At 74.7% G+C, this 20,487-nt stretch carries 16 protein-coding genes and 5 pseudogenes; 9 read left to right on the forward strand and 12 right to left on the reverse strand.

What is annotated here, in order from left to right; all coding sequences use genetic code 11:
- Window positions 1–824 (reverse strand): translation initiation factor IF-3 (gene infC / locus BJF88_RS12055; RefSeq protein ID WP_255371991.1); only part of this gene is annotated, 824 nt, incomplete at its 3' end.
- 436 nt (window positions 825–1,260) lie between these two features.
- On the opposite strand from infC, the pseudogene BJF88_RS12060 reads away from it, so the two are divergent.
- The 6 genes and pseudogenes from BJF88_RS12060 (at window position 1,261) to BJF88_RS19645 (ending at window position 5,858) form a co-directional block, all read left to right on the forward strand.
- Window positions 1,261–1,727: pseudogene (locus tag BJF88_RS12060) on the forward strand (Fur family transcriptional regulator).
- Window positions 1,728–1,837: 110 nt separating this feature from the next.
- A pseudogene (locus BJF88_RS12065) lies at window positions 1,838–3,350 on the forward strand (catalase).
- A gap of 112 nt (window positions 3,351–3,462) precedes the next feature.
- The gene (locus BJF88_RS12070; protein WP_075829000.1) at window positions 3,463–3,825 is read left to right on the forward strand and encodes a DUF1844 domain-containing protein; all 363 of its coding nucleotides are present in this window, start codon (window positions 3,463–3,465) and stop codon (window positions 3,823–3,825) included.
- A 180-nt stretch (window positions 3,826–4,005) separates the two neighbouring features.
- On the forward strand, window positions 4,006–4,488 hold the full coding sequence (locus tag BJF88_RS19135) for a COG2 family protein (RefSeq protein WP_255371989.1): 483 nt from the start codon (window positions 4,006–4,008) through the stop codon (window positions 4,486–4,488).
- Window positions 4,485–5,270: a S1C family serine protease gene (locus BJF88_RS12080; protein WP_075828984.1), complete on the forward strand. Its 786-nt coding sequence runs from the start codon at window positions 4,485–4,487 to the stop codon at window positions 5,268–5,270. Before BJF88_RS19135 ends, BJF88_RS12080 begins: the two co-directional genes overlap by 4 nt.
- 81 nt (window positions 5,271–5,351) lie before the next feature.
- Window positions 5,352–5,858, forward strand: coding sequence for a hypothetical protein (locus BJF88_RS19645; protein WP_075828985.1), 507 nt, complete (start codon window positions 5,352–5,354; stop codon window positions 5,856–5,858).
- A gap of 10 nt (window positions 5,859–5,868) precedes the next feature.
- On the opposite strand, the gene BJF88_RS12090 is transcribed toward BJF88_RS19645, so the two are convergent.
- From BJF88_RS12090 to BJF88_RS12120, 7 genes and pseudogenes are all read right to left on the reverse strand, one after another.
- Window positions 5,869–6,618 (reverse strand): SseB family protein, encoded by a 750-nt coding sequence (locus BJF88_RS12090; protein WP_075828986.1) that lies wholly within the window; start codon window positions 6,616–6,618, stop codon window positions 5,869–5,871.
- Window positions 6,615–7,346 (reverse strand): bifunctional 1-(5-phosphoribosyl)-5-((5-phosphoribosylamino)methylideneamino)imidazole-4-carboxamide isomerase/phosphoribosylanthranilate isomerase PriA, encoded by a 732-nt coding sequence (gene priA / locus BJF88_RS12095; protein WP_075829001.1) that lies wholly within the window; start codon window positions 7,344–7,346, stop codon window positions 6,615–6,617. Before priA ends, BJF88_RS12090 begins: the two co-directional genes overlap by 4 nt.
- Before the next feature lie 91 nt (window positions 7,347–7,437).
- Window positions 7,438–8,082, reverse strand: a complete 645-nt coding sequence (hisH, locus tag BJF88_RS12100) for an imidazole glycerol phosphate synthase subunit HisH (RefSeq protein WP_075829002.1) — start codon at window positions 8,080–8,082, stop codon at window positions 7,438–7,440.
- 62 nt (window positions 8,083–8,144) lie between these two features.
- A complete protein-coding gene (locus tag BJF88_RS12105; RefSeq protein WP_255371990.1) occupies window positions 8,145–8,705 on the reverse strand; it encodes a hypothetical protein in 561 nt (186 codons plus the stop codon).
- Window positions 8,702–9,375 (reverse strand): annotated as a pseudogene (gene hisB, locus BJF88_RS12110) (imidazoleglycerol-phosphate dehydratase HisB). Before hisB ends, BJF88_RS12105 begins: the two are co-directional and overlap by 4 nt.
- Entirely contained in the window at window positions 9,297–10,430 is a 1,134-nt protein-coding gene (locus BJF88_RS12115; RefSeq protein WP_075829004.1) for a histidinol-phosphate transaminase, read from the reverse strand. The pseudogene hisB and the gene BJF88_RS12115 overlap by 79 nt, the downstream one beginning before the upstream one ends.
- Window positions 10,431–10,524: 94 nt before the next feature.
- The gene (locus BJF88_RS12120) at window positions 10,525–10,998 is read right to left on the reverse strand and encodes a Rieske (2Fe-2S) protein (protein ID WP_075828987.1); all 474 of its coding nucleotides are present in this window, start codon (window positions 10,996–10,998) and stop codon (window positions 10,525–10,527) included.
- A 195-nt stretch (window positions 10,999–11,193) separates the two neighbouring features.
- On the opposite strand from BJF88_RS12120, the gene BJF88_RS12125 reads away from it, so the two are divergent.
- Together BJF88_RS12125 and BJF88_RS12130 are read left to right on the forward strand one after the other, a co-directional pair.
- A complete protein-coding gene (locus BJF88_RS12125) occupies window positions 11,194–11,622 on the forward strand; it encodes a hypothetical protein (RefSeq protein WP_075828988.1) in 429 nt (142 codons plus the stop codon).
- 356 nt (window positions 11,623–11,978) lie between these two features.
- Window positions 11,979–14,212: pseudogene (locus BJF88_RS12130) on the forward strand (RecQ family ATP-dependent DNA helicase).
- Between the two features lie 43 nt (window positions 14,213–14,255).
- Here BJF88_RS12130 and BJF88_RS12135 read toward each other — a convergent pair.
- Complete coding sequence (locus BJF88_RS12135) at window positions 14,256–14,723, reverse strand: GNAT family N-acetyltransferase (RefSeq protein ID WP_075828989.1); 468 nt, start codon at window positions 14,721–14,723, stop codon at window positions 14,256–14,258.
- Window positions 14,724–14,733: 10 nt separating this feature from the next.
- Window positions 14,734–16,059: a histidinol dehydrogenase gene (gene hisD, locus BJF88_RS12140; protein WP_075828990.1), complete on the reverse strand. Its 1,326-nt coding sequence runs from the start codon at window positions 16,057–16,059 to the stop codon at window positions 14,734–14,736.
- A gap of 66 nt (window positions 16,060–16,125) precedes the next feature.
- On the opposite strand from hisD, the gene BJF88_RS12145 reads away from it, so the two are divergent.
- Window positions 16,126–16,371 (forward strand): RNA-binding S4 domain-containing protein, encoded by a 246-nt coding sequence (locus BJF88_RS12145; protein WP_075828991.1) that lies wholly within the window; start codon window positions 16,126–16,128, stop codon window positions 16,369–16,371.
- A 46-nt stretch (window positions 16,372–16,417) separates the two neighbouring features.
- On the opposite strand, the gene BJF88_RS12150 is transcribed toward BJF88_RS12145, so the two are convergent.
- Together BJF88_RS12150 and dnaE are read right to left on the reverse strand one after the other, a co-directional pair.
- Window positions 16,418–16,825: a pyridoxamine 5'-phosphate oxidase family protein gene (locus tag BJF88_RS12150; RefSeq protein WP_075828992.1), complete on the reverse strand. Its 408-nt coding sequence runs from the start codon at window positions 16,823–16,825 to the stop codon at window positions 16,418–16,420.
- A 46-nt stretch (window positions 16,826–16,871) separates the two neighbouring features.
- Window positions 16,872–20,416: pseudogene (gene dnaE, locus BJF88_RS12155) on the reverse strand (DNA polymerase III subunit alpha).
- Window positions 20,417–20,487: the final 71 nt, after the last annotated feature.

A 20,487-nucleotide genomic window follows, 5' to 3' on the forward strand; every position in this document is an offset into this window, starting at 1 on the left:
GCGGACGCGGCGCGCGGCCGCGCTGCCGGTCGCCGGGTCTCGCCCGCTCGGCCTCGCTCGCCGTGGTCCGCTCTCGGCGTTCTCGCCGTCGCGGTCTCGGTCGCGGTCTCGGTCGTCGCGGTCTTGGCGGTCTCGGTCGCCGTGCTCTCGCTCGCCGTGGTGTCGGTCGGCAGGGCCTCGGTGGCCGCGTCCGCGTCGGTCGCGTCGTCCGCCGGCTCGTCGGCCGCCCTGGCGGCGGCCGCGCGCTGCGCGGACTTCGTCAGACGCGGCTCGGCCTCCTGCGCGCGCTTGCGCTGCTCGCTCTTGGCGTCGGCCTTCTTCTTCACCGGGCCGAGCACCATCGTCATGTTGCGCCCGTCCTGCTTGGGCATCGACTCGACGAACCCGAGCTCGGCAACGTCCTCGGCCAGGCGCTGGAGCAGACGCACACCCATCTCCGGGCGCGACTGCTCGCGGCCGCGGAACATGATCATGACCTTGACCTTGTCGCCCGCCGCGAGGAAGCGCTCGACGTGGCCCTTCTTGGTGCCGTAGTCGTGCGGGTCGATCTTCAGGCGGAAACGGATCTCCTTGAGGACCGTGTTCGCCTGGTTGCGCCGCGCCTCGCGCGCCTTCATGTCGGACTCGTACTTGAACTTGCCGAAGTCCATGAGCTTGGCGACGGGCGGGCGTGCGTCCGGGGCGACCTCGACCAGGTCGAGGTCGGCGTCCTGGGCAAGGCTCAGGGCAACCTCGGTGCGGACGACGCCGACCTGCTCCCCGCCGGGACCGATGAGTCGGACCTCGGGGACGCGGATCCGATCGTTGATGCGAGGCTCGCTGATGTGATGCTCCTAGGAAGTCGTCGGTAGACCCCAGGGACGAGGAAGGCCCCCGACCCTGAGCGCAGGGTGGAGGCCATCGGGTCGGTCGTCGCCGCGTGCGACGACGACCGTGCCTGGACGACGAGCCACGGGCTCGACGTCCGGACCAGACCCGGCCTCTGTCGCGACGTGCGTCGACGGTCGAGACCCGGGTGGGATGGGATCCACTTGCGCACCCGCGCGTTCTTCCCGGTCCCGGCACCACCGCCATGAGGGTGGTGCCGGACCGCCGGGCGTCTCGCGCGGGCCGGTCAGCCATCAAGGTTACCAGAGACGGCGCCGGGTGCCCACGCGTAGCGCGGCATGGCGCGCGCGGGTCGCCCGGCCCGCCCCACGGACACGCTCTGGACCCTGTCCATCATTGGAACTGTTCCAGACAAGCAGTAGGGTGGGCGCCATGACGACCGCACCCGGCGCTCCCGCGGCCCCCTCGGGCGCGCACGAGCCCTCCGACCGGGCGCAGCACGAGGCCGAGCTGCGCGAGCGCGGCCTGCGCGTCACCGCCGCGCGCCTCGCGGTGCTCGACGCGGTGGGCACGCGCCAGCACGCCGACGCCGACGCGGTCCTGCGGTCCGTGCGCGCGGCGCTCGGGTCGGTGTCGGTCCAGGCGTCTACGACGTCCTGCACACGCTGACGGACCACGGCCTGCTGCGCCGGATCGAGCCGGCCGGGCACCCCGCGCGGTACGAGCGGCGCCTCGGGGACAACCACCACCACGTCGTATGCCGCCGCTGCGGCGCCGTCGCCGACGTCGACTGCGCCGTCGGGCACGCGCCCTGCCTCGTCCCGAGCAGCACGTCGGGGTTCCGCGTCGACACCGCCGAGGTGACGTTCTGGGGCCTGTGCCCCGACTGCGCGGACTGACCCGCCTCGCCCCCGACCCGGCGCCGCACGACCGCGCGCCGCCCGTTTCCTCACGCAGATCCGATACGGCCCGTCCGGCAGCCGCCCCGGGCCCGATGGTTAGGAGCACCATGACCGCACCGTTCACCACGACCACGCCGGCGTGCCGGTCGCGTCGGACGCGCACTCGCAGTCCGTCGGCGCCGACGGGCCGATCGTCCTGCACGACCACTACCTCGTCGAGAAGCTCGCCCAGTTCAACCGCGAGCGCGTCCCCGAGCGCGTCGTGCACGCCAAGGGTGGCGGGGCGTTCGGCACCTTCACCGTGACGAACGACGTCAGCGCCTACACGCGCGCGGCGGTCTTCCAGCCCGGGACCGCCACCGAGATGCTCGCCCGCTTCTCGTCGGTCGCGGGCGAGCAGGGCTCCCCCGACACGTGGCGCGACCCGCGCGGCTTCGCGCTGAAGTTCTACACGAGCGAGGGCAACTACGACCTCGTCGGCAACAACACCCCGGTGTTCTTCCTGCGCGACGGCATCAAGTTCCCCGACTTCATCCGCTCGCAGAAGCGCCTGCCGGGCTCGAACCTGCGCGACAACGACATGCAGTGGGACTTCTGGTCGCTGTCCCCCGAGTCGGCGCACCAGGTCACGTGGCTCATGGGCGACCGCGGCCTGCCGTCGTCGTGGCGCCACATGGACGGCTTCGGCTCGCACACGTACCAGTGGATCAACGCCGCCGGCGAGCGCTTCTGGGTCAAGTACCACTTCACGACCCAGCAGGGCATCGACAACCTGTCGAACGAGGAGGCGTCGCAGCTCGCCGGGTCGGACTCCGACCACCACATCCGCGACCTGTACGAGCACATCGAGGCCGGCGACTTCCCGCGCTGGACGCTCTCGGTGCAGGTCATGCCGTACGAGGACGCCAAGACGTACCGGTTCAACCCGTTCGACCTCACCAAGGTGTGGCCGCACGGCGACTACCCGCTGATCGAGGTCGGCGTCATGGAGCTCAACCGCAACCCGGAGAACTACTTCGCCGAGATCGAGCAGGCGACGTTCGCGCCGAGCAACTTCGTGCCCGGCATCGCGGCGAGCCCCGACAAGATGCTCCTCGCGCGCATCTTCTCCTACGCGGACGCCCACCGGTACCGCGTGGGCACCAACCACGCCCAGCTGCCGGTCAACGCGCCGCGCGGTGCGGCCGAGGGCGGGCACTCGTACGCCAAGGACGGTGCGATGCGCTACTCCTTCTCGTCGGCCACCACCCCCGTGTACGCGCCCAACAGCGCCGGCGGGGCGCACGCCGACCCGGCGCGCGCGGCGGAGTCCACGGGCTGGGAGGCCGACGGCGAGCTCACCCGCTCGGCCGCGACCCTGCACGCGGAGGACGACGACTTCGGCCAGGCGGGCACGCTCTACCGGGAGTCTTCGACGGCCCTGCCCGCGCCCGCTTCCTCGAGACGATCACCGGCCACGTCGGCGGCGTGAAGAGCGCCGAGATCCGGGAGCGCGCGATCCAGTACTGGACGAACGTCGACGCCGACCTCGGCGCCGCCCTGCGCGTCGCGCTCGAGGCCGAGGACGCCCCGGTCGAGACCGGGCAGCCGGCGACGGCGAGCGAGCCCGTCCGGGCCTGACGCACGACGACCGACGCCGCCACCCGCTCCCGGGTGGCGGCCGTCGCCGTCCGCCGCGGTGGCCGTCGCAGGGCGGTGCCGAGGCGGCCCGCCGGATGGAAAGATGGTGCGCATGACTACCGAGAACGTCCCCGCCCGGGACGAGACCGCGGGCGCCGTGCGCGACATCGCGGACGTCGCCGCCGTCGAGGTCATCACCTCCGCCGCGGTGCACCTCATGAGCGCGGCGGCCGTCAAGTGCGGTCTGGCGGAGGACGCCGAGGCGCAGGGCCACCTCGACCTCGACGAGGCCCGCAAGCTCATCAACGCGCTCGCGGCTCTCGTGACGGCGAGCGCGCCGGACATCGGCAACCAGCACGCCCGCTCGCTGCGCGACGGCCTGCGGTCGCTGCAGCTCGCGTTCCGCGAGGCCTCGGTGTACCCGGACGCTCCCGGCGAGGGGCCCGGGGAGAAGTACACGGGCGCCGTCAGTTGAGCGTCCCGCCGGTTCCCGAGAGCGTCCCGCGCGGCGCCGTCCCGCCGCGCCCGCGCCCGACGAGCGCCCCGCGGGCGGCGACGTCGCCGCCTCGCCGTCGGCGCCGGCGACGTCGCGCCGGCGGGTCGCACGGCGCCCGGTGCCGCGAGAGGCCGCCGACGCGGCCTCGTGGTCGCGGTCGTGGTGCTGGCCGTCCTGCTCGCGGCCGCGCTCGGGGTCGGCGCCTACCTGTGGGTCACCACCGCGCGCTGGCAGGAGTCCAGCGACGGGTGGGAGTCGACGTCGCGCGGCCTCGGCGAGGACGTCGCCCGCCTGCAGGCGGAGCTCGACGGCGCCAACGCGGAGCTCGAGGCGGCCCGGGGGCAGCTCGAGACCGCGCAGCAGCGGATCACGGACCTCGCGAACGAGAAGGCGCAGCTCGGCGACGAGAACGAGGCCTCGCAGCAGTACCTCGACTACCAGAGCCGCGTGTCCGAGGCGGCCGGGACCGTCGCCGCGGCGCTCGGTCGGTGCACGACGGCGCAGTCGCAGCTGATCGGCTACCTGGGCGACCGCGACGCGTACGACCCGGCGGACCTCGAGCGCTTCTCCGGCCAGGTCGACGAGCTGTGCCAGGCTGCGACGGACGCCAACGCCCAGCTCCAGCAGGAGCTCGCCGGATGACGCCGCGCGCGTCGACCGCCCGGCGGGCGGCACCGGGCCGGGCGCGGCCCCAGGCGGCGCGCTCCGCGCTGGTGGCGGCCGCCGTCGTCGCGTCGCTCGCGTCCGGCTGCGGCGTCCTGCCCGAGATGCCCCCGCCGGTCCCCGACTCGGTCGTCCCGTCGTTCGCGGCACCCGACGAGCCCGCGGGCTCGGAGAACCTCTCCCCCGACGGCTCGGACGCCGTGAGCCGGATGGCGGTGCGCATCCGCAACGTCGGCTGCGAGGGGCTGTCCACGGGCTCGGGCTTCGCGCTGGACGCGCGCACGATCGTCACCAACAAGCACGTGGTCGACTCGTCGCGGTCCCTGCAGCTGCTGACGTACGACGGCCGCGACGTCGCGGCGCAGACCGCGAGCACCGCCGACCTGGCGGATCTCGCCGTCGTGCGCACCGCGCAGGACCTGCCGTCCACGCCGACGCTCGCCGAGGAGGACCCCGCGCCCGGCGACCCGGTGACGGTGGTCGGCTACCCCGAGGGCGGGCGGCTCACGGTGACGCAGGGCTCGGTCATCGGCACGACCACGGACCCGCTGCACGAGAACCTCGGCGAGGTCCTGGTGACGGACGCCCCCGTCGAGCCGGGGAGCTCGGGCTCCGCGGCGCTCGACGACGCGGGGCGGGTGATCGGGGTGGTCTACGCGAAGACCTCGACGGACAAGAGCCTGCTCGTCCCGGTGAGCACCCTGCGCGACCTCCTCGCCGACGAGGCGTCGTTCACGCCCGTCCCCGCCTGCGACGGGTGACCGGCGGGTGCGAGCGGTGAGCCGCGCCGGCGGCTCAGGGACCTTCCCCGGCCGGCGCGCCCAGGTCTACGCTCGGTGCGCATGGCACACCACGCGAGCCCCGGCGACGCGCCCGCCGTCGACCCGGCGCACATCACCCACGCCGCCCGTGACACGCTGAGCGTGCGGCGGGTCTTCGGCGAGTCGTACGAGCGGGACGGGACGCTCGTCATCCCGGTCGCCACGGTCTGGGGCGGCACGGGCTCCGGCTGGGGCTCCGGCTCCGGCGAGCTCTCGGGCAACAGCTCCGCGCAGCGACGTCGAGCGGCCGGTGGCACTCGCGGCGCGCCGGCGCGCGAGGACGAGGCCGGGGCCGCGAGCACCTCCGAGGACGGGCCCGGCGGGGACGCCGGCGGCGAGGGCTCGGGCGGGGGCGGAGGCTTCGGCGTCCGGGTCAACGCCAAGGGCGTCTTCGTCGTCGACGACGCGGGCGTGCGCTGGCAGCCCGCGATCGACGTGAACCGCGTGATCCTCGGCGGTCAGGCGCTGGGAGCGGTCGTCGCGGTGGCGTGCGCGCTCGCGTGGGCGGTGGGCCGGCTGCGCCGCTGAGCCCTCTGGGTCAGTCCGCCCGGCCCACCCGCAGCTCGAGACCGTCCACGCGCTCGGAGACGACCTCGTCGGCCGCGAGCGCGGCGTTGACCCGCGCGAGCACCGCGTCGAGCCCCGCACGGTCGAGCCCGGCGTCGATGCGGAGCACGACGGCGACCTCGGCCCGCCGGCCGGGTTCGGCCCACGCGCGCGCGACGTGGGGCAGGCCACCGACCGCGGCCTCGACCGCGGCCCGCACCTCGGCGTCGACCGCGCCGTCGACGACGGCGGGGCGCCACGGCTTGCCCTGCGCGAGCGCCCAGACGGCCGGCCGCGGCACGAGCGCGGTCACGGGCCCCGCAGGGTCGACGACGAGCAGCGACCAGTCCTCGCTCACGGCGGACAACCCGGCACGGCGGGCGTCGACCGGCACCGGGCGGGCGTCCGGCCGCCACGCCGCCATCGCGGCGACGGAGGTGAACACGGGCAGGGCCCGCCGGCCGTCCGGCGCCTCGAGCGCGACGACACCGGCCGAGGCCTCCTTGTCGACGGCGTGCCCGTGCTCGCCCTGCTCCGCGCGCCCGAGCTCGGCGAGGACCGGCACGAGCACCCGGCTGTGCGCGAGCCGTTCCACGACGTCGGCGAGCGGCGCGCGCCCGGCCTCGTGCTCGGCCAGCGCCGCGGCGAGCGACGGGTCGGCCGACCCGTCGTCGCCCGCGAAGCCGGACGAGGGCGGCAGCGCCTTCCCGGCCCCGGCGGCGACGTCGTCGCCCGCCGTCACGCGCGACCCGCGACGTCGAGCGCCTGCGGCAGCGTGAACGCCCCCGCGTAGAGCGCCTTGCCCACGATCGCGCCCTCCACGCCCGCCGGGACCAGGCCGCGCAGCGCCTCGAGGTCGGCGAGGCTCGAGATCCCGCCCGAGGCCACGACCGGGGCGTCCGTGCGGGACGCGACCTCGCGCAACAGGTCGAGGTTCGGGCCGCGCAGCGTCCCGTCCTTCGTCACGTCGGTGACGACGTAGCGGGCGCAGCCCGCGGACTCCAGCCGGTCGAGCACCTCCCACAGGTCGCCGCCCTCCTGCGTCCACCCGCGGGCGGCGAGCGTCGTGCCGCGCACGTCCAGCCCGACGGCGACCTGGTCGCCGTGCTCGGCGATGACCTTGGCCGTCCACTGCGGGTCCTCCAGCGCGGCGGTCCCGAGGTTGATCCGCCGCGCGCCCGTCGCGAGCGCGCGCTCGAGCGAGGCGTCGTCGCGGATCCCGCCGGACAGCTCCACCTGCACGTCGAGCCGGCCCACGACGTCCGCCAGCAGCTCCGCGTTCGACCCGCGTCCGAAGGCCGCGTCGAGGTCGACGAGGTGGATCCACTCGGCGCCCCCGGACTGCCAGTCGAGCGCGGCGGCGAGCGGGTCGCCGTACGAGGTCTCCGAGCCGGCCTCGCCCTGGACGAGGCGGACGGCCTGGCCGTCGGCGACGTCGACGGCGGGGAGCAGCACGAGGCGGTCGGTCACGAGGTTCTCCATCGGTCGTGGCGCGGGACCTCCGCGCCGGGTGGTGTGCGTGGGGAGGGCCGCCCGCGGCGCCTCGCGCCGGGGGCAGGGCTCAGAGCGAGCGGACCCAGTTCTCGAGCAGGGTCGCGCCCGCGTCCCCGGACTTCTCCGGGTGGAACTGCGTGGCCGACAGCGGCCCGTTCTCGACGGCGGCGACGAAGCGGCCGCCGTGGTCCGACCACGTGACGAGGGGGCGGCGGACGGGCGAGTCCGCGGGCAGGTCGTCGCCGAGCGTGAAGCGGCGGGCGGCGTAGGAGTGCACGAAGTAGAAGCGCTCGTCCTCGATCCCCCGGAACAGCACGCTGCCCTCGGGGGCCTCGACCGTGTCCCAGCCCATGTGCGGGACGATCTCGGCCTCGAGCCGGTCGACCAGCCCCGGCCACTCCCCCAGGCCCTCGGCGACCGTGCCGTGCTCGTCGCCCTGCTCGAACATCACCTGCATCCCGACGCAGATCCCGAGCACCGGGCGCCCGCCGGCGAGGCGGCGCCCGACGACCTCGTGGCCGCGCACGGAGCGCAGTCCCTCCATGACGGCGGCGAACGCGCCGACGCCCGGGACGACGAGGCCGTCGGCGTCCTGCGCACGGGCGCGGTCGGCGGTCAGCTCGACGTCCGCCCCGACGCGCTCGAGGGCGCGGACGGCGGAGCGGACGTTGCCGAAGCCGTAGTCGAGCACGACCACGTGCGGGCGGCGCAGGGCCGGGCCCGAGCCGTCGGTGTCGTCGGGCGCCGGGGTGGCGGCGTCGCTGTTCACCGCGCTCACTGCTTGCGCGCCCGTCGGCCGGCCGCGGTGAGCAGGCGCATCGCCTTCCACCGGGAGATGGACGTGCTGGCCACGACGCCGTCGAGGTCGGCCAGGGTGGTGGCCCCCGTCAGGAGGTCCTCCAGGGCCTCGGGCGCCCCGCCGAGGACGAGGCCGGGCGCGAGCACGTCCCCGGCGGCGCCGTCGCTCCACCGCGTCATGCCGAGCTGCTCGCCGCGTCGCTCCACGAGGATCAGCGGCACGCCCTTGACGAGTGTCGTCAGCGCAGCGGCCGCCTGCGCGGGCGCGTCGCCCGACGCGTCGCGGAGGACGGCTACGGCGCCCACGTCGGTCGCGACGACGTCGGCCTCGACCTGCGCCAGCGAGCACGCCGCCGCGAGCGGCTCGGCGCCGGCGATCTGCGTCACCAGCGCGACGAGCTCCGGGGGCGACGCATCGGTCAGCGAGGACAGGTCGTCGGGGATCTCGATCCCGTCGAGCCCGTCGACGCCGTGCGTGCCGCCGGCAGGTCCGGGGACGTCGTCGCCGGGTGCGGGGGTGTTCGGGTCCTGGGTCACAGTGCTCCCTTGGTCGACGGGATGCCCTCGACGCGCGGGTCGGGCGCGACCGCGGCGCGCAGGGCACGGGCGAGCGCCTTGAACTGCGCCTCGACGACGTGGTGCGGGTCGCGGCCCGCGAGCACCCGCACGTGCAGGCAGATGCCCGCGTGGTGGGCGATCGACTCGAGCACGTGGCGCGTGAGCGAACCCGTGAAGTGCCCGCCGATGAGGTGGTGCTCCTGCCCGGCCGGCTCCCCCGAGTGCACGAGGTACGGGCGCCCGACACGTCGACGACCGCGAGCGCGAGCGCCTCGTCGAGCGGCACCGTCGCGTCGCCGAACCGGGAGATGCCCCGCTTGTCGCCGAGCGCGACGCGCAGCGCCTCGCCGATCGCGATCGCGACGTCCTCGACGGTGTGGTGCGCGTCGACGTGCGTGTCGCCGCTCGCCTCGACCGTCAGGTCGATCAGCGAGTGCTTGCCCAGTGCGGTGAGCATGTGGTCGTAGAACGGGACCGTCGTCGAGATCTCGGTCCGGCCGGTGCCGTCGAGGTCCAGCTCGACCACGACGCTCGACTCGGACGTCGCGCGCTCGATGCGCGCGGTGCGCTTCACAGTCCTGCCACCTCCACGAGGGCGTCGCGGAACGCCCTCATCTCGTCGCGGGTGCCGATCGACACCCGCAGCCATCCGTCCGGCCCAGTCTCCCGGATGAGCACGCCCCGCTCCAACAGGCCCGCCCAGACCGCGTGCCGGTCCGTGAACTCGCCGAAGAGCACGAAGTTGGCGTCGGACTCCGCGACCTCGAGCGGGCGGCCGTCGGCGTGGCGCAGCGACCGCAGCCAGGCCACCGTCGCGTCGCGCTCGGCCCGCAGCTCCTCGACCTGCGCGAGCAGCTCGTCGGCGTGGGACAGCGCGGCCCGTGCGACCGCCTGGGTCACGGCCGACAGGTGGTACGGCAGCCGCACGACGCGCAGCGCGTCGACGAACGCGCGCGACGCCGCGAGGTAGCCCACGCGGGCGCCGGCGAGCGCGAACGCCTTGGACATCGTGCGCGCGACCGCCAGGTTCGGGTAGCGCGCGAGCATCCCGAGCGCGGACGGCGTCCCGGCGCGACGGAACTCGCCGTACGCCTCGTCGACCACGACGACGGCCGGGGCGGGCTCGCCGCCGGGACCGGTCGGCACCGCGACCTCGAGCGCGGCCTCGCACACCGCCGCGACGGTCGCCGCCGGCAGCGCCGTGCCGGTGGGGTTGTTCGGGCTCGCGAGCAGGACCACCGACGGCTGCTCGCGGGCGATGACCTCACGCGCATGGTCGGGGTCGAGCGTGAAGTCCTCGGCGCGCCGCCCCACGACCCAGCGCGTGTGCGTGTCGCGCGCGTACTCCGGGTACATCGAGTAGGTCGGCGCGAACGACACGGCCGTGCGTCCCGGACCGCCGAAGGCCTGCAGGACGTGCAGCATGACCTCGTTCGAGCCGTTCGCCGCCCACAGCTGCGCGGCGTCGAGACGCACCCCGGACTCCGTGCCGAGGTACGCCGCGAGGTCCGACCGCAGGCCGAGGAAGTCACGGTCCGGGTACCGGTTGAGCCCCGAGGCCGCGGCGCGGACGGCGTCGGCGATCGTCGCGACGACGGCCGTGCCCGGCGCGTACGGGTTCTCGTTCACGTTGAGCAGCACGGGCACGTCGAGCTGCGGCGCGCCGTACGGCTCGGTGCCGGCGAGCTCGGGGCGCAGCGGCAGCCGGGCGCGTCGGCGACGGGGGGTGGGGTCACCACGACAGTCTACGAACGCTCGCGGCGGCGGCCGGCGTGACGTCCGGCACGCGGGCACGGGGTCAGGCGGAGACGACCTGCCCGGACTCGACCGTCACCGCGACCTCGGGGAGCGGTGAGGGCGCCGGACCCGTGAGGACGGCGCCGGTCGCGAGGTCGTACCGCGAGGCGTGGCACGGGCACACCAGCTCGCCCTCCCCCGGGGCGACGGTGCACCCCTGGTGGGTGCAGACCGCGCTGAACGCCGCGAACGTGCCCTCCTCGGGCTGGGTGACGAGGAGCTGGCTGCCGTCGACGGTGACGCCCACCGCGCCGCCGACGGGGACGTCGTCGGCCCGCGCGAGCACCTCGCCGGCGGCCACGGCACCGTCGCCGGCGGAGCCGCTGCCGGTCGCGCCACCCGTGGCGGTGCCTGACGGCGGGCTGCCGCCGCACGCGGCGAGGACCGCGAGCGCCGCACCGGCACCGGAGCCGGCGAGCACGGCCCTGCGGGTGGGCGCGGACGGCGCGGAGCCGCCCTGGCGCTGTGCCTCCATGTCCGGCCTCCGTCCTCCCGGGACGTCCCGGCGCGCACCGGTCCGTCGTCCGCCCACCGCGCACGACGGCGCGGGCGGCGCTTCAATTGAAGCACCGGGGCGCGCCGCGCACCCGGGACGCAGCGCCCGCGCTCGGGCGCCGTGGCACCGGCCCGTCCGTCGGCGCGCGCTCGTCGTCTCCCGGAGGGAGCCGCGATGACGACCTTCGACCCACCCGGTCCGCCCCCGCGCCCGGCGCACGCACGGGGCGCGTGGGTGCTGCGCGGTCTGACCGCCGCCGGTCTGCTGCTGTCGGCGGACGTCCACCTCGTCCTCTACCTCGAGGGCTACCGCGACATCGTCGTCGTGGGGCCGCTGTTCCTCCTCAACGCGGTGTCGGGCCTCGTCCTCGGGGTCCTCGTGCTCACGTGGCGCCACTGGCTCCCCCTCCTGGGAGCGGTCGGGTTCGGTGCCCTCACGCTGGCGGCCTTCTACGTCTCGACGACCGTCGGGTTCTTCGGCGTGCGCGAGACGGTCGGTGGGACGCAGCAGGTCCTCGCCGCCGTCGCCGAGTGGGTCGTGGTCGTGGCGGGCGTGCTCGCACTCCTCGTCGAACGGCGACGCTCCCGCGCCGCGCGACCGTGAGCGGGTGGTCCACCGGGGCGGCCCTCCCCACGCCCCCCGCGCGCCCGACGGCGGGCCTGGGGACGGCCTGGGGACGGCCTGCCGCACCGGGGGCGGGTGCGCCTACGATCGTGCGGGTGAGCTCCTGGGACCCGTACGCCGACCTGCCCTTCGACCCCGCCGACGAGCCGCCGCTCGACGACCCGTACGGCGACCCGTGGGAGCCGTCCGGGTCCGGCACGTCGGGACCCGGGGGGACGGGCCCCGGCGCGGCGGAACCCGCCCCGCCGCACGGCACGCCCCCGCAGGCCGTCGCGCAGCCCTCCGCACCCGCCCCGGCGGCGGACGGCGATCCGGTGAAGCGGGCCAAGCTGGCCATGCTGCGTGGTCTGCTCGACGGCGAGTCGCTGCGCGAGGACGCCGAGACCGCGCTGCGCGCGCTCGTCGGCCGCGAGGACGCCCGCCTGCGCGACGACCAGTGGCGCGCGATCGAGGCCCTCGTGGCGTTCCGTCGGCGCGCGCTCGTCGTGCAGCGCACAGGGTGGGGCAAGTCGGCGGTCTACTTCGTCGCGACGCGGCTGCTGCGCGACCGTGGCGCCGGTCCCACGGTCATCGTCTCCCCGCTGCTCGCACTCATGCGCGACCAGATCGGCGCCGCCGCGCGCGCCGGGATCCGTGCGGTGACGATCAACTCGGCGAACGTCACCGAGTGGGAGGACGTGCACGCCGCGATCGCCGCCGGCGACGTCGACGTCCTGCTGTGCTCGCCCGAGCGGCTCAACAACCCGGGGTTCCGCGACGAGGTCCTGCCGCGGCTCGCCGCCGACGCGGGGCTCGTCGTGGTCGACGAGGCGCACTGCATCTCCGACTGGGGCCACGACTTCCGGCCCGACTACCGGCGCATCCGCACGCTCCTGGCCGACCTCCCCGCCGGGATCCCGGTCCTCGCGACGACCGCGACCGCGAACGCGCGCGTGACCGCGGACGTCGCGGAGCAGCTCGGCGTGCGGGCCGAGGCCGCGACGGGGACGGGCGGCGCGCCCGACGAGGTCCTCGTGCTGCGCGGCGGGCTCGACCGGGAGTCGCTCCACCTCGCCGTCCTGCCGCTGCCCGACCAGCCCTCGCGCGTCGCGTGGCTCACGGAGGCGCTGCAGGACGTCGACGGCTCGGGCATCGTCTACTGCCTCACGGTGTCGGCGGCCGAGCAGGTCGCGAGCCAGCTGCGCGCGGCCGGGCTCGCCGTGGCGTCGTACACCGGCCAGACCGATCCCGCCGAGCGAGAGCGGCTCGAGGGGGACCTCAAGGAGAACCGGGTCAAGGCGCTCGTCGCGACCTCGGCGCTCGGCATGGGCTTCGACAAGCCCGACCTCGCGTTCGTCGTGCACCTGGGCGCGCCGAGCTCGCCGATCGCGTACTACCAGCAGGTCGGCGCGCGGGTCGCGGCGTCGACTCCGCCGTCGTGGTGCTCCTGCCCGGCGAGGAGGACCGGCGGATCTGGGAGTGGTTCGCCTCCACCGCGTTCCCGGCCCAGGCCCAGGTCCGCGCGACCCTGGGGGCGCTCGAGCAGGGCGGCACCCAGTCCGTGGCGCAGCTCGAGACGCAGGTGGACCTCAAGCGCTCACGCCTCGAGGGCATGCTCAAGGTGCTCGACGTCGACGGCGCGGTGCGGCGGGTCAAGGGCGGCTGGGAGGCGACGGGACGACCGTGGGAGTACGACGCCGAGCGGTACGCGCGCGTCGACCAGACCCGCGAGGCCGAGCAGCGCGCGATGCTCGACTACCAGGCCACGACCGGGTGCCGCATGGCCTTCCTGCGCGCCGCCCTCGACGACCCGGAGCTCGAGCCCGGCTGGGAGTGCGGCCGGTGCGACCGCTGCGGCGGCGTGACGCTGCCCGCCGTGCCCGACGCCGAGGCCGTCGCCGCCGCCCGCGCCGACATGGACCGGCCGGGCGTCGAGCTCGTGGCGCGCCGGCAGTGGCCGAGCGGGATGGACCGCCTCGGCCTGGACGTGCGCGGGCGGATCCCCGCCGAGGAGCAGGCCGAGCCGGGCCGCGCCGTCGCACGCCTCGACGGGCTCGGCTGGTCCGCACCGCTGCGCGAGCTGTTCGCGCCCGGCGCGCCCGACGGCGAGACGCCGGTCCCGCTGCGCCGTGCCGCGGCGCGCGTGCTCGACGAGTGGGACGAGCTGTACGCCCCCCGAGCAGCGCCGAACGACGGTGCCGACGACGGGGAGACCGACGCCCCGGCGGAGCGCAGCACCCTCCTCGACGGCGTCGTCGCCGTGCGCTCGACCACGCGTCCGCGCCTGACGCACCACCTGGCGACGGGACTGGCCGCCTACCTCGGGCGACCGCTCATCGGGGCGATCGGTCCCGTCGCAGGCCGGGAGGAGCCGGGCCGCCACGACGTCAACTCCGCCACGCGGCTCGCGGGCGTCGCGCAGCGCCTGCAGCTCGAGCTGTCGCCCGCCGCGCTCGCGGGGCTCCCCGGGCGGCGCGTCCTCCTCGTCGACGACTGGACCGAGTCCGGCTGGACGCTCACCGTCGCGGCGCGCCTCCTGCGCCGGGCCGGTGCCGAGGCCGTCCACCCGTTCGTCCTCGGGGTGCGCTGAGCGGCGAGCCCCGCCGCAGCGACCGCGTGACGACCGTGGCGCCTCACCAGCGCAGGCGCAGCTCCGTGTAGGTGGTGTCGGTGAACCCGAGCGAGCGGTAGAGCCCCTCCCCGTCGGGCGTCGTGTGCAGCGCCACCGAGTCGACACCTGCCGCCCGCGACCAGCCGATCGCGGCCTCGACGCACGCGCGCGCCAGCCCCTGCCCGCGCGCTCCCGGCAGCGTGCACACGTTGGTCACGTGCGCCGTCAGGCCACGCGGGTTCCGCGCCGAGGGGGCGCCGCGGTGCAGCGTCCCGAGGGCGCCGGCGACGACCCCGTCGTCGCCGTCCACGACGAACGCGGCCGCGTCGCCGCCGGCGAGCGCCGCGCGGAACCACGCGAGGGCGCGGTCCTGCCACTCGGGCGCGTCGGCGCCGTCCTCACCCATCGCCCGCATGAGCTCGACGCGCAGCGCGACGAGCCCCGGCGCGTCGTCCGGGCCCGCCCGGCGGACGGCGGCGCTGCTCGGCACGTCGGGCCGTTCAGAGGAACCGCGCGCGCACGGCCTCGCCGTGCGCCGGCAGGTCCTCGTCGTTCGCGACGGCGACGATGCGGTCCGCCAGCTCTTCGAGGGCGTCGCGGTCGTACTCGATCACCTGCACCGCCTTGACGAAGCTGTGCACACCGAGCCCGCTCGCGAAGTGTGCACAGCCGCCCGTGGGCAGGACGTGGTTCGAGCCCGCCATGTAGTCGCCCAGCGACACCGGCGACCACGGGCCGACGAAGACCGCACCCGCGCTGCGCACGCGGTCCGCGAGCGCCGAGGCGCCGGCCGCCTGGATCTCCAGGTGCTCGGCGCCGTAGGCGTCGACGACCGCGAGACCGTGCTCGACGTCGTCCACGAGCACGACGGCGGACTGCGGCCCGCCGAGGGACTGGGCGACGCGCTGGGCGTGCTTCGTCACGGGGACGAGGTCCACGAGCCGGGCCTCGACCGCGGCGGCGAGCTCGACGGAGGGCGTCACGAGGACCGCGGCGGCGAGCGGGTCGTGCTCGGCCTGGCTGATGAGGTCCGCGGCGACGTGGCCGGCGTCGGCGGACGCGTCGGCGAGGATCGCGATCTCCGTGGGCCCGGCCTCGGCGTCGATGCCCACGACGCCGCGCACCAGACGCTTCGCCGCGGCGACGAACACGTTCCCGGGCCCGGTCACGACGTCGACGGGCTCGCACAGCACGTCGCCGTCCTGCGGCTCGGTGCCCGTCGCGCCGTAGGCGAACATCCCCACCGCCTGCGCGCCACCGACGGCGTAGACCTCGTCGACGCCGAGCAGGGCGCACGCCGCGAGGATGGTGGGGTGCGGCAGCCCGTCGCCGTCGCGCTGCGGCGGGGAGGCCACCGCGAGGCTCGGCACGCCCGCCTCCTGCGCCGCGACGACGTTCATGACGACCGAGGAGGGGTACACGGCGAGACCACCCGGCACGTACAGCCCCACGCGCCCCACGGGTACCCAGCGCTGGCGCACCTGCGCCCCGGGCGCCACCTGCACGGTGAAGTCCTGGGGGCGCTGGGCCGCGTGGACGAGCCGCACGCGCCGGATCGCCTCCTCGAGCCCGGCCCGCACCACCGGGTCGAGATCCGCCAGTGCGGTCTCGAGCGCCTGCGCCGGCACGCGCAGGTGCTCGGGGCGCACCCCGTCGAAGCGCTCGGCGTACTCGCGCAGCGCGCCGGCGCCGCGCTCGCGCACCGCCGCGAGGATCGGCGCCACCTGCTCGGCGGCGTCCTCGACGCCGACCTCGGCGCGCGGCAGGGTGTCGACGAGCTCGCGAGCGCTCAGGGTCCGGCCGCGGAGGTCGATGCGGGTGATCATGCGTCCGAGTCTAGGAGGGTCCGCCCGCGCGCGGGGCGGACGTCCGGAAGGTGCGACCATGGCCCCATGGAGCAGACCGCGGACGACGCCGCCCACCCACCGGTCGAGATCGCCGACGACGTCATCCGGCTCGGCCAGTTCCTCAAGCTCGCCGGGCTCGCGGAGTCCGGCGCGCAGGCGCGCGAGCTCGTCGCCGACGGCGAGGTCCGCGTCAACGGCGAGGTCGACTCGCGCCGCGGTCGCCAGCTGCACCGCGGCGACACGGTGACGGTCTCCCACCCGCAGGGGCCGCAGGGCGCGACCGTCGCGTGACCGCGGGCCGGGGCCGCCGGCTCCGGCCGGGTCGGCCGCGCCGGCGTCAGCCCGCCATGTACGTCGAGGACATCACCTTGTCGGGCGTGAGGCGCAGCACGACGCGCTCGGGGTTGGGCGACAGCTGCCGGTAGCGCCGCGCGTACCGGGCGACCGCGTCGGCGACCTCGGCCTCGTCCTCGACGACCTCGACGGTCCCCTCGAGCGTCATCCACCGGCCGCCGTCCACCTGGCACACGGCCGCGCGCGGCGGCGTGCCGTCCGGACCGCGCCGGCGCGCGTTGCGCGCCTTGACCGACGAGCGGTTGCACGTGATGCGCACGACGCCGGCGTCCGGGTCCCACGTGAACGCGACCGGCACGACGTGCGGCGTCCCGTCGGCGCGCAGCGTGGTGAGGGTGGCGAGGTGCCGTTCGGTGACGAAGACGCGCTGCTCGGGGTTGAGTCGGATCACGCCGCCGAGTCTAGGTGCGGGCTCTCCGGGGGGCGGACGCGCCGGGTCACACGAGGCACGACGGGCCCAGGAGCGCCTTGAGGTCGCCGAAGAGCGCCGGCGACTTCTCCACGCGCAGCGCGTCGCCCGCCCGCACGACCGTCGTCTTGCCCGGCTCGAGCACCTGGACGTGGACCTCGGCCGAGCCCGGGTGGGTGGCCAGCACCTCGCGCAGGCGCGCGATGACCGGCTCGACGCAGCGCGTGTGCGGCACCTTGACCGCCATCGGCGACTCGGGACCGACCGACACGTCGGGCAGCGACACCTCCATCGCCTGCAGCTGTATCGCGTCGTCCCGGCGCCGCACCCGTCCGCGGAGCACGACCACCTGGTCCTCGGCGAGGATCGTCGAGTACGCGAGGTAGGTCTCACCGAAGAACATCACCTCGACCGCGCCCTCGAGGTCCTCGATGGTCACGGCCGCCCACGGGTTGCCGTTCTTGCTCATCTTGCGCTGCAGCGACGTGACGAGGCCCGCGACGGTGACCGTCGACCCGTCCGGCCGCCCCTCGTCCGCGATGAGCGCGGCGATGCCCGTGTCGGCGGCGCGCGTGAGCACGTGCTCGAGGCCCGACAGCGGGTGGTCGGAGACGTAGAGCCCGAGCATCTCGCGCTCGAACGCGAGCCGCTGCTTCTTGTCCCAGTCGGGCAGGTCGGGGACGTCGACGCTGAACGACATCGCCGGGTCGTCCTGCGCCCCGAAGTCGGCGAACAGGTCGAACTGGCCCTCGGCCTCCTTGCGCTTGACGCTGATCACCGAGTCCACGGCCTGCTCGTGGACCACGAGCAGCGCCCGGCGCCCGTGGCCGAGCGAGTCGAACGCGCCCGCCTTGATGAGCGACTCGATGGTGCGCTTGTTGCACACGACCGCCGGCACCTTGTCGAGGAAGTCCGTGAAGGACGTGAACGCGCCCTTCTCCTCGCGCGTCGCGACGATCGCGTCGACGACGTTGCGGCCGACGTTGCGCACGGCGGTCAGGCCGAAGCGGATGTCGTCGCCGACGGCCGTGAAGTTGGCCGCCGACGAGTTGACGTCCGGCGGCAGCACCGTGATGTGCATGCGCCGGCACTCGTTGAGGTACAGCGCCGACTTGTCCTTGTCGTCCCGCACGCTCGTGAGCAGCGCGGCCATGTACTCCGTGGGGTAGTTGGCCTTGAGGAACGCCGTCCAGTACGACACCAGGCCGTAGCCCGCGGAGTGCGCCTTGTTGAACGCGTAGCCGGCGAACGGGACGAGCACGTCCCAGACGGCCTGGATCGCGCCGTCGGAGTAGCCGCGCTCCTTCATGCCCGCGTGGAAGGGCACGAACTCCTTGTCGAGGATCTCCTTCTTCTTCTTGCCCATCGCGCGGCGCAGCAGGTCGGCCTGACCGAGCGAGTATCCCGCCAGCACCTGGGCGGCCTTCTGCACCTGCTCCTGGTACACGATGAGGCCGTACGTCTCGTCGAGGACCTCGGCGAGCGGCTCCGCGAGCTCGGGGTGGATGGGCTCGATCTTCTGCAGCCCGTTCTTGCGCAGCGCGTAGTTCGTGTGCGAGTTCATGCCCATCGGCCCCGGCCGGTACAGGGCGATGACGGCGGAGATGTCCTCGAAGTTGTCCGGGCGCATCTGGCGCAGCAGCGCACGCATCGGCCCGCCGTCGAGCTGGAACACGCCCAGCGTGTCGCCGCGCGCGAGCAGCTCGTAGGCCGCCCGGTCCTCCAGCTCGAGCGTCTCGATCGCGATCGGGTCCTTGCCGTTCATCACGATGTTCTCGAGCGCGTCCTCGAGGATCGTGAGGTTGCGCAGCCCGAGGAAGTCCATCTTGATCAGGCCGAGGCCCTCGGACGTCGGGTAGTCGAACTGCGTGATGACCGCGCCGTCCTGCAGGCGCCGCATGATCGGAATGATGTCGATGAGGGGCTCGCTCGACATGATGACGCCCGCGGCGTGCACGCCCCACTGGCGCTTCAGCCCCTCGATGCCCCGCGCCAGCTCGACGACGCGCTGCGCCTCCGGGTCCGTGTCGTGCAGCTGGCGGAACTCCCCGGCCTCCGCGTACCGCTCGTGCTTCGGGTCGAAGATGCCCGACAGCGGGATGTCCTTGCCCATGACGGCGGGCGGCATCGCCTTGGTGAGCTTCTCGCCCATCGCGAACGGGAAGCCGAGCAGCCGGGACGAGTCCTTGAGCGCCTGCTTGGCCTTGATCGTGCCGTACGTGACGATCTGCGCCACGCGGTCGTCGCCGTACTTGTCGGTGACGTAGCGAATGACCTCGCCGCGCCGACGCTCGTCGAAGTCGACGTCGACGTCGGGCATGGACACGCGCTCGGGGTTGAGGAAGCGCTCGAAGATCAGGCCGTGCTTGAGCGGGTCCAGCTCGGTGATCCCCATGAGGTACGACGCCATCGACCCCGCCGCGGAACCACGGCCCGGGCCGACGCGGATGCCCTGCTCCTTCGCCCAGTTGATGAAGTCGGCGACCACGAGGAAGTACCCCGGGAAGCCATCTGGACGATGACCTCGGTCTCGTACTCGGCCTGCTTGCGCGACGCGTCCGGGATGCCGCCCGGGTAGCGCCGGTGCAGGCCGCGCTCGATCTCCTTGACGAACCAGCTCGTCTCGTCCTCGCCCTCCGGTACGGGGTACCGGGGCATGTAGTTGGCCTTGGTGTTGAACGACACCTCGCACTGCTCGGCGATGAGCAGGGTGTTGTCGCACGCCTCGGGCAGCTCCGCGAACACACGGCGCATCTCCGCCGCGGACTTCACGTAGTAGCCGGTGCCGTCGAACTTGAACCGGTCCGGGTCGTCGAGCGTCGAGCCCGAGTTGATCGCGAGCAGCGCCTCCTGGCTCGAGGCGTCGTCCTCGCGCACGTAGTGCAGGTCGTTCGTCGCGACGACCTTCGCGCCGATCGTCTCCGCGAGCCGCAGGAGGTCCTTGACGACGCGCGTCTCGATCTCCAGGCCGTGGTCCATGAGCTCGACGAAGAACCCGTCCTTGCCGAAGATGTCCTGCAGCTCGCCCGCCGTCCGCACGGCCTCGTCCCACTGGCCCAGGCGCAGGCGCGTCTGGATCTCCCCCGACGGGCACCCGCTCGTCGCGATCAGCCCCTTGCCGTAGCGCTGGAGCAGGTCGCGGTCCATGCGGGGCCACTTGCCCATCTGCCCGTCGAGCGACGCGAGCGACGACGCCCGGAACAGGTTGTGCAGGCCCTCGTTGTCCTTCGCCAGCAGCGTCATGTGCGTGTACGCACCGCGCGCCGAGACGTCGTCCGCCTCCTGGCCCTTCTCGCCGAACCGCACGCGCGTCTGGTCGAACCGGCTCGTGCCCGGCGTGACGTACGCCTCGACGCCGATGATCGGCTTGATGCCCTTCGCCTGCGCCTTCGACCAGAACTCGAACGCGCCGAACACGTACCCGTGGTCCGTGGTCGCGACGGCCTTCTGGCCGAGCCGGTCGACCTCGTCGAACAGGTCCCCGATCCGCGCCGCGCCGTCGAGCATCGAGTACTCGGTGTGGACGTGCAGGTGGACGAAGTCGTCGGTCTTCGACGGGCTCGCGGTCGGCATACGTCGATCCTAGGCGGGGCCACGGACATCGCCGGCCACCGCGGACGACGCGTCGGTCACGTCGCCGGCCG

The sequence above is a fragment of the Cellulosimicrobium sp. CUA-896 genome, from assembly GCF_001942335.1.
In the GTDB taxonomy this organism is placed as follows: domain Bacteria; phylum Actinomycetota; class Actinomycetes; order Actinomycetales; family Cellulomonadaceae; genus Cellulosimicrobium.

Bases quoted from the DNA above. Each gene is read 5' to 3' on its own strand.
- BJF88_RS12070 (WP_075829000.1), top strand. From the start codon at position 3,463: ATGACTACCGAGAACGTCCCCGCCCGGGACGAGACCGCGGGCGCCGTG.
- BJF88_RS12080 (WP_075828984.1), top strand. From the start codon at position 4,485: ATGACGCCGCGCGCGTCGACCGCCCGGCGGGCGGCACCGGGCCGGGCG.
- BJF88_RS19645 (WP_075828985.1), top strand. From the start codon at position 5,352: ATGGCACACCACGCGAGCCCCGGCGACGCGCCCGCCGTCGACCCGGCG.
- BJF88_RS12120 (WP_075828987.1), bottom strand. From the start codon at position 10,998: ATGGAGGCACAGCGCCAGGGCGGCTCCGCGCCGTCCGCGCCCACCCGC.
- BJF88_RS12125 (WP_075828988.1), top strand. From the start codon at position 11,194: ATGACGACCTTCGACCCACCCGGTCCGCCCCCGCGCCCGGCGCACGCA.
- hisD (WP_075828990.1), bottom strand. From the start codon at position 16,059: ATGATCACCCGCATCGACCTCCGCGGCCGGACCCTGAGCGCTCGCGAG.
- BJF88_RS12145 (WP_075828991.1), top strand. From the start codon at position 16,126: ATGGAGCAGACCGCGGACGACGCCGCCCACCCACCGGTCGAGATCGCC.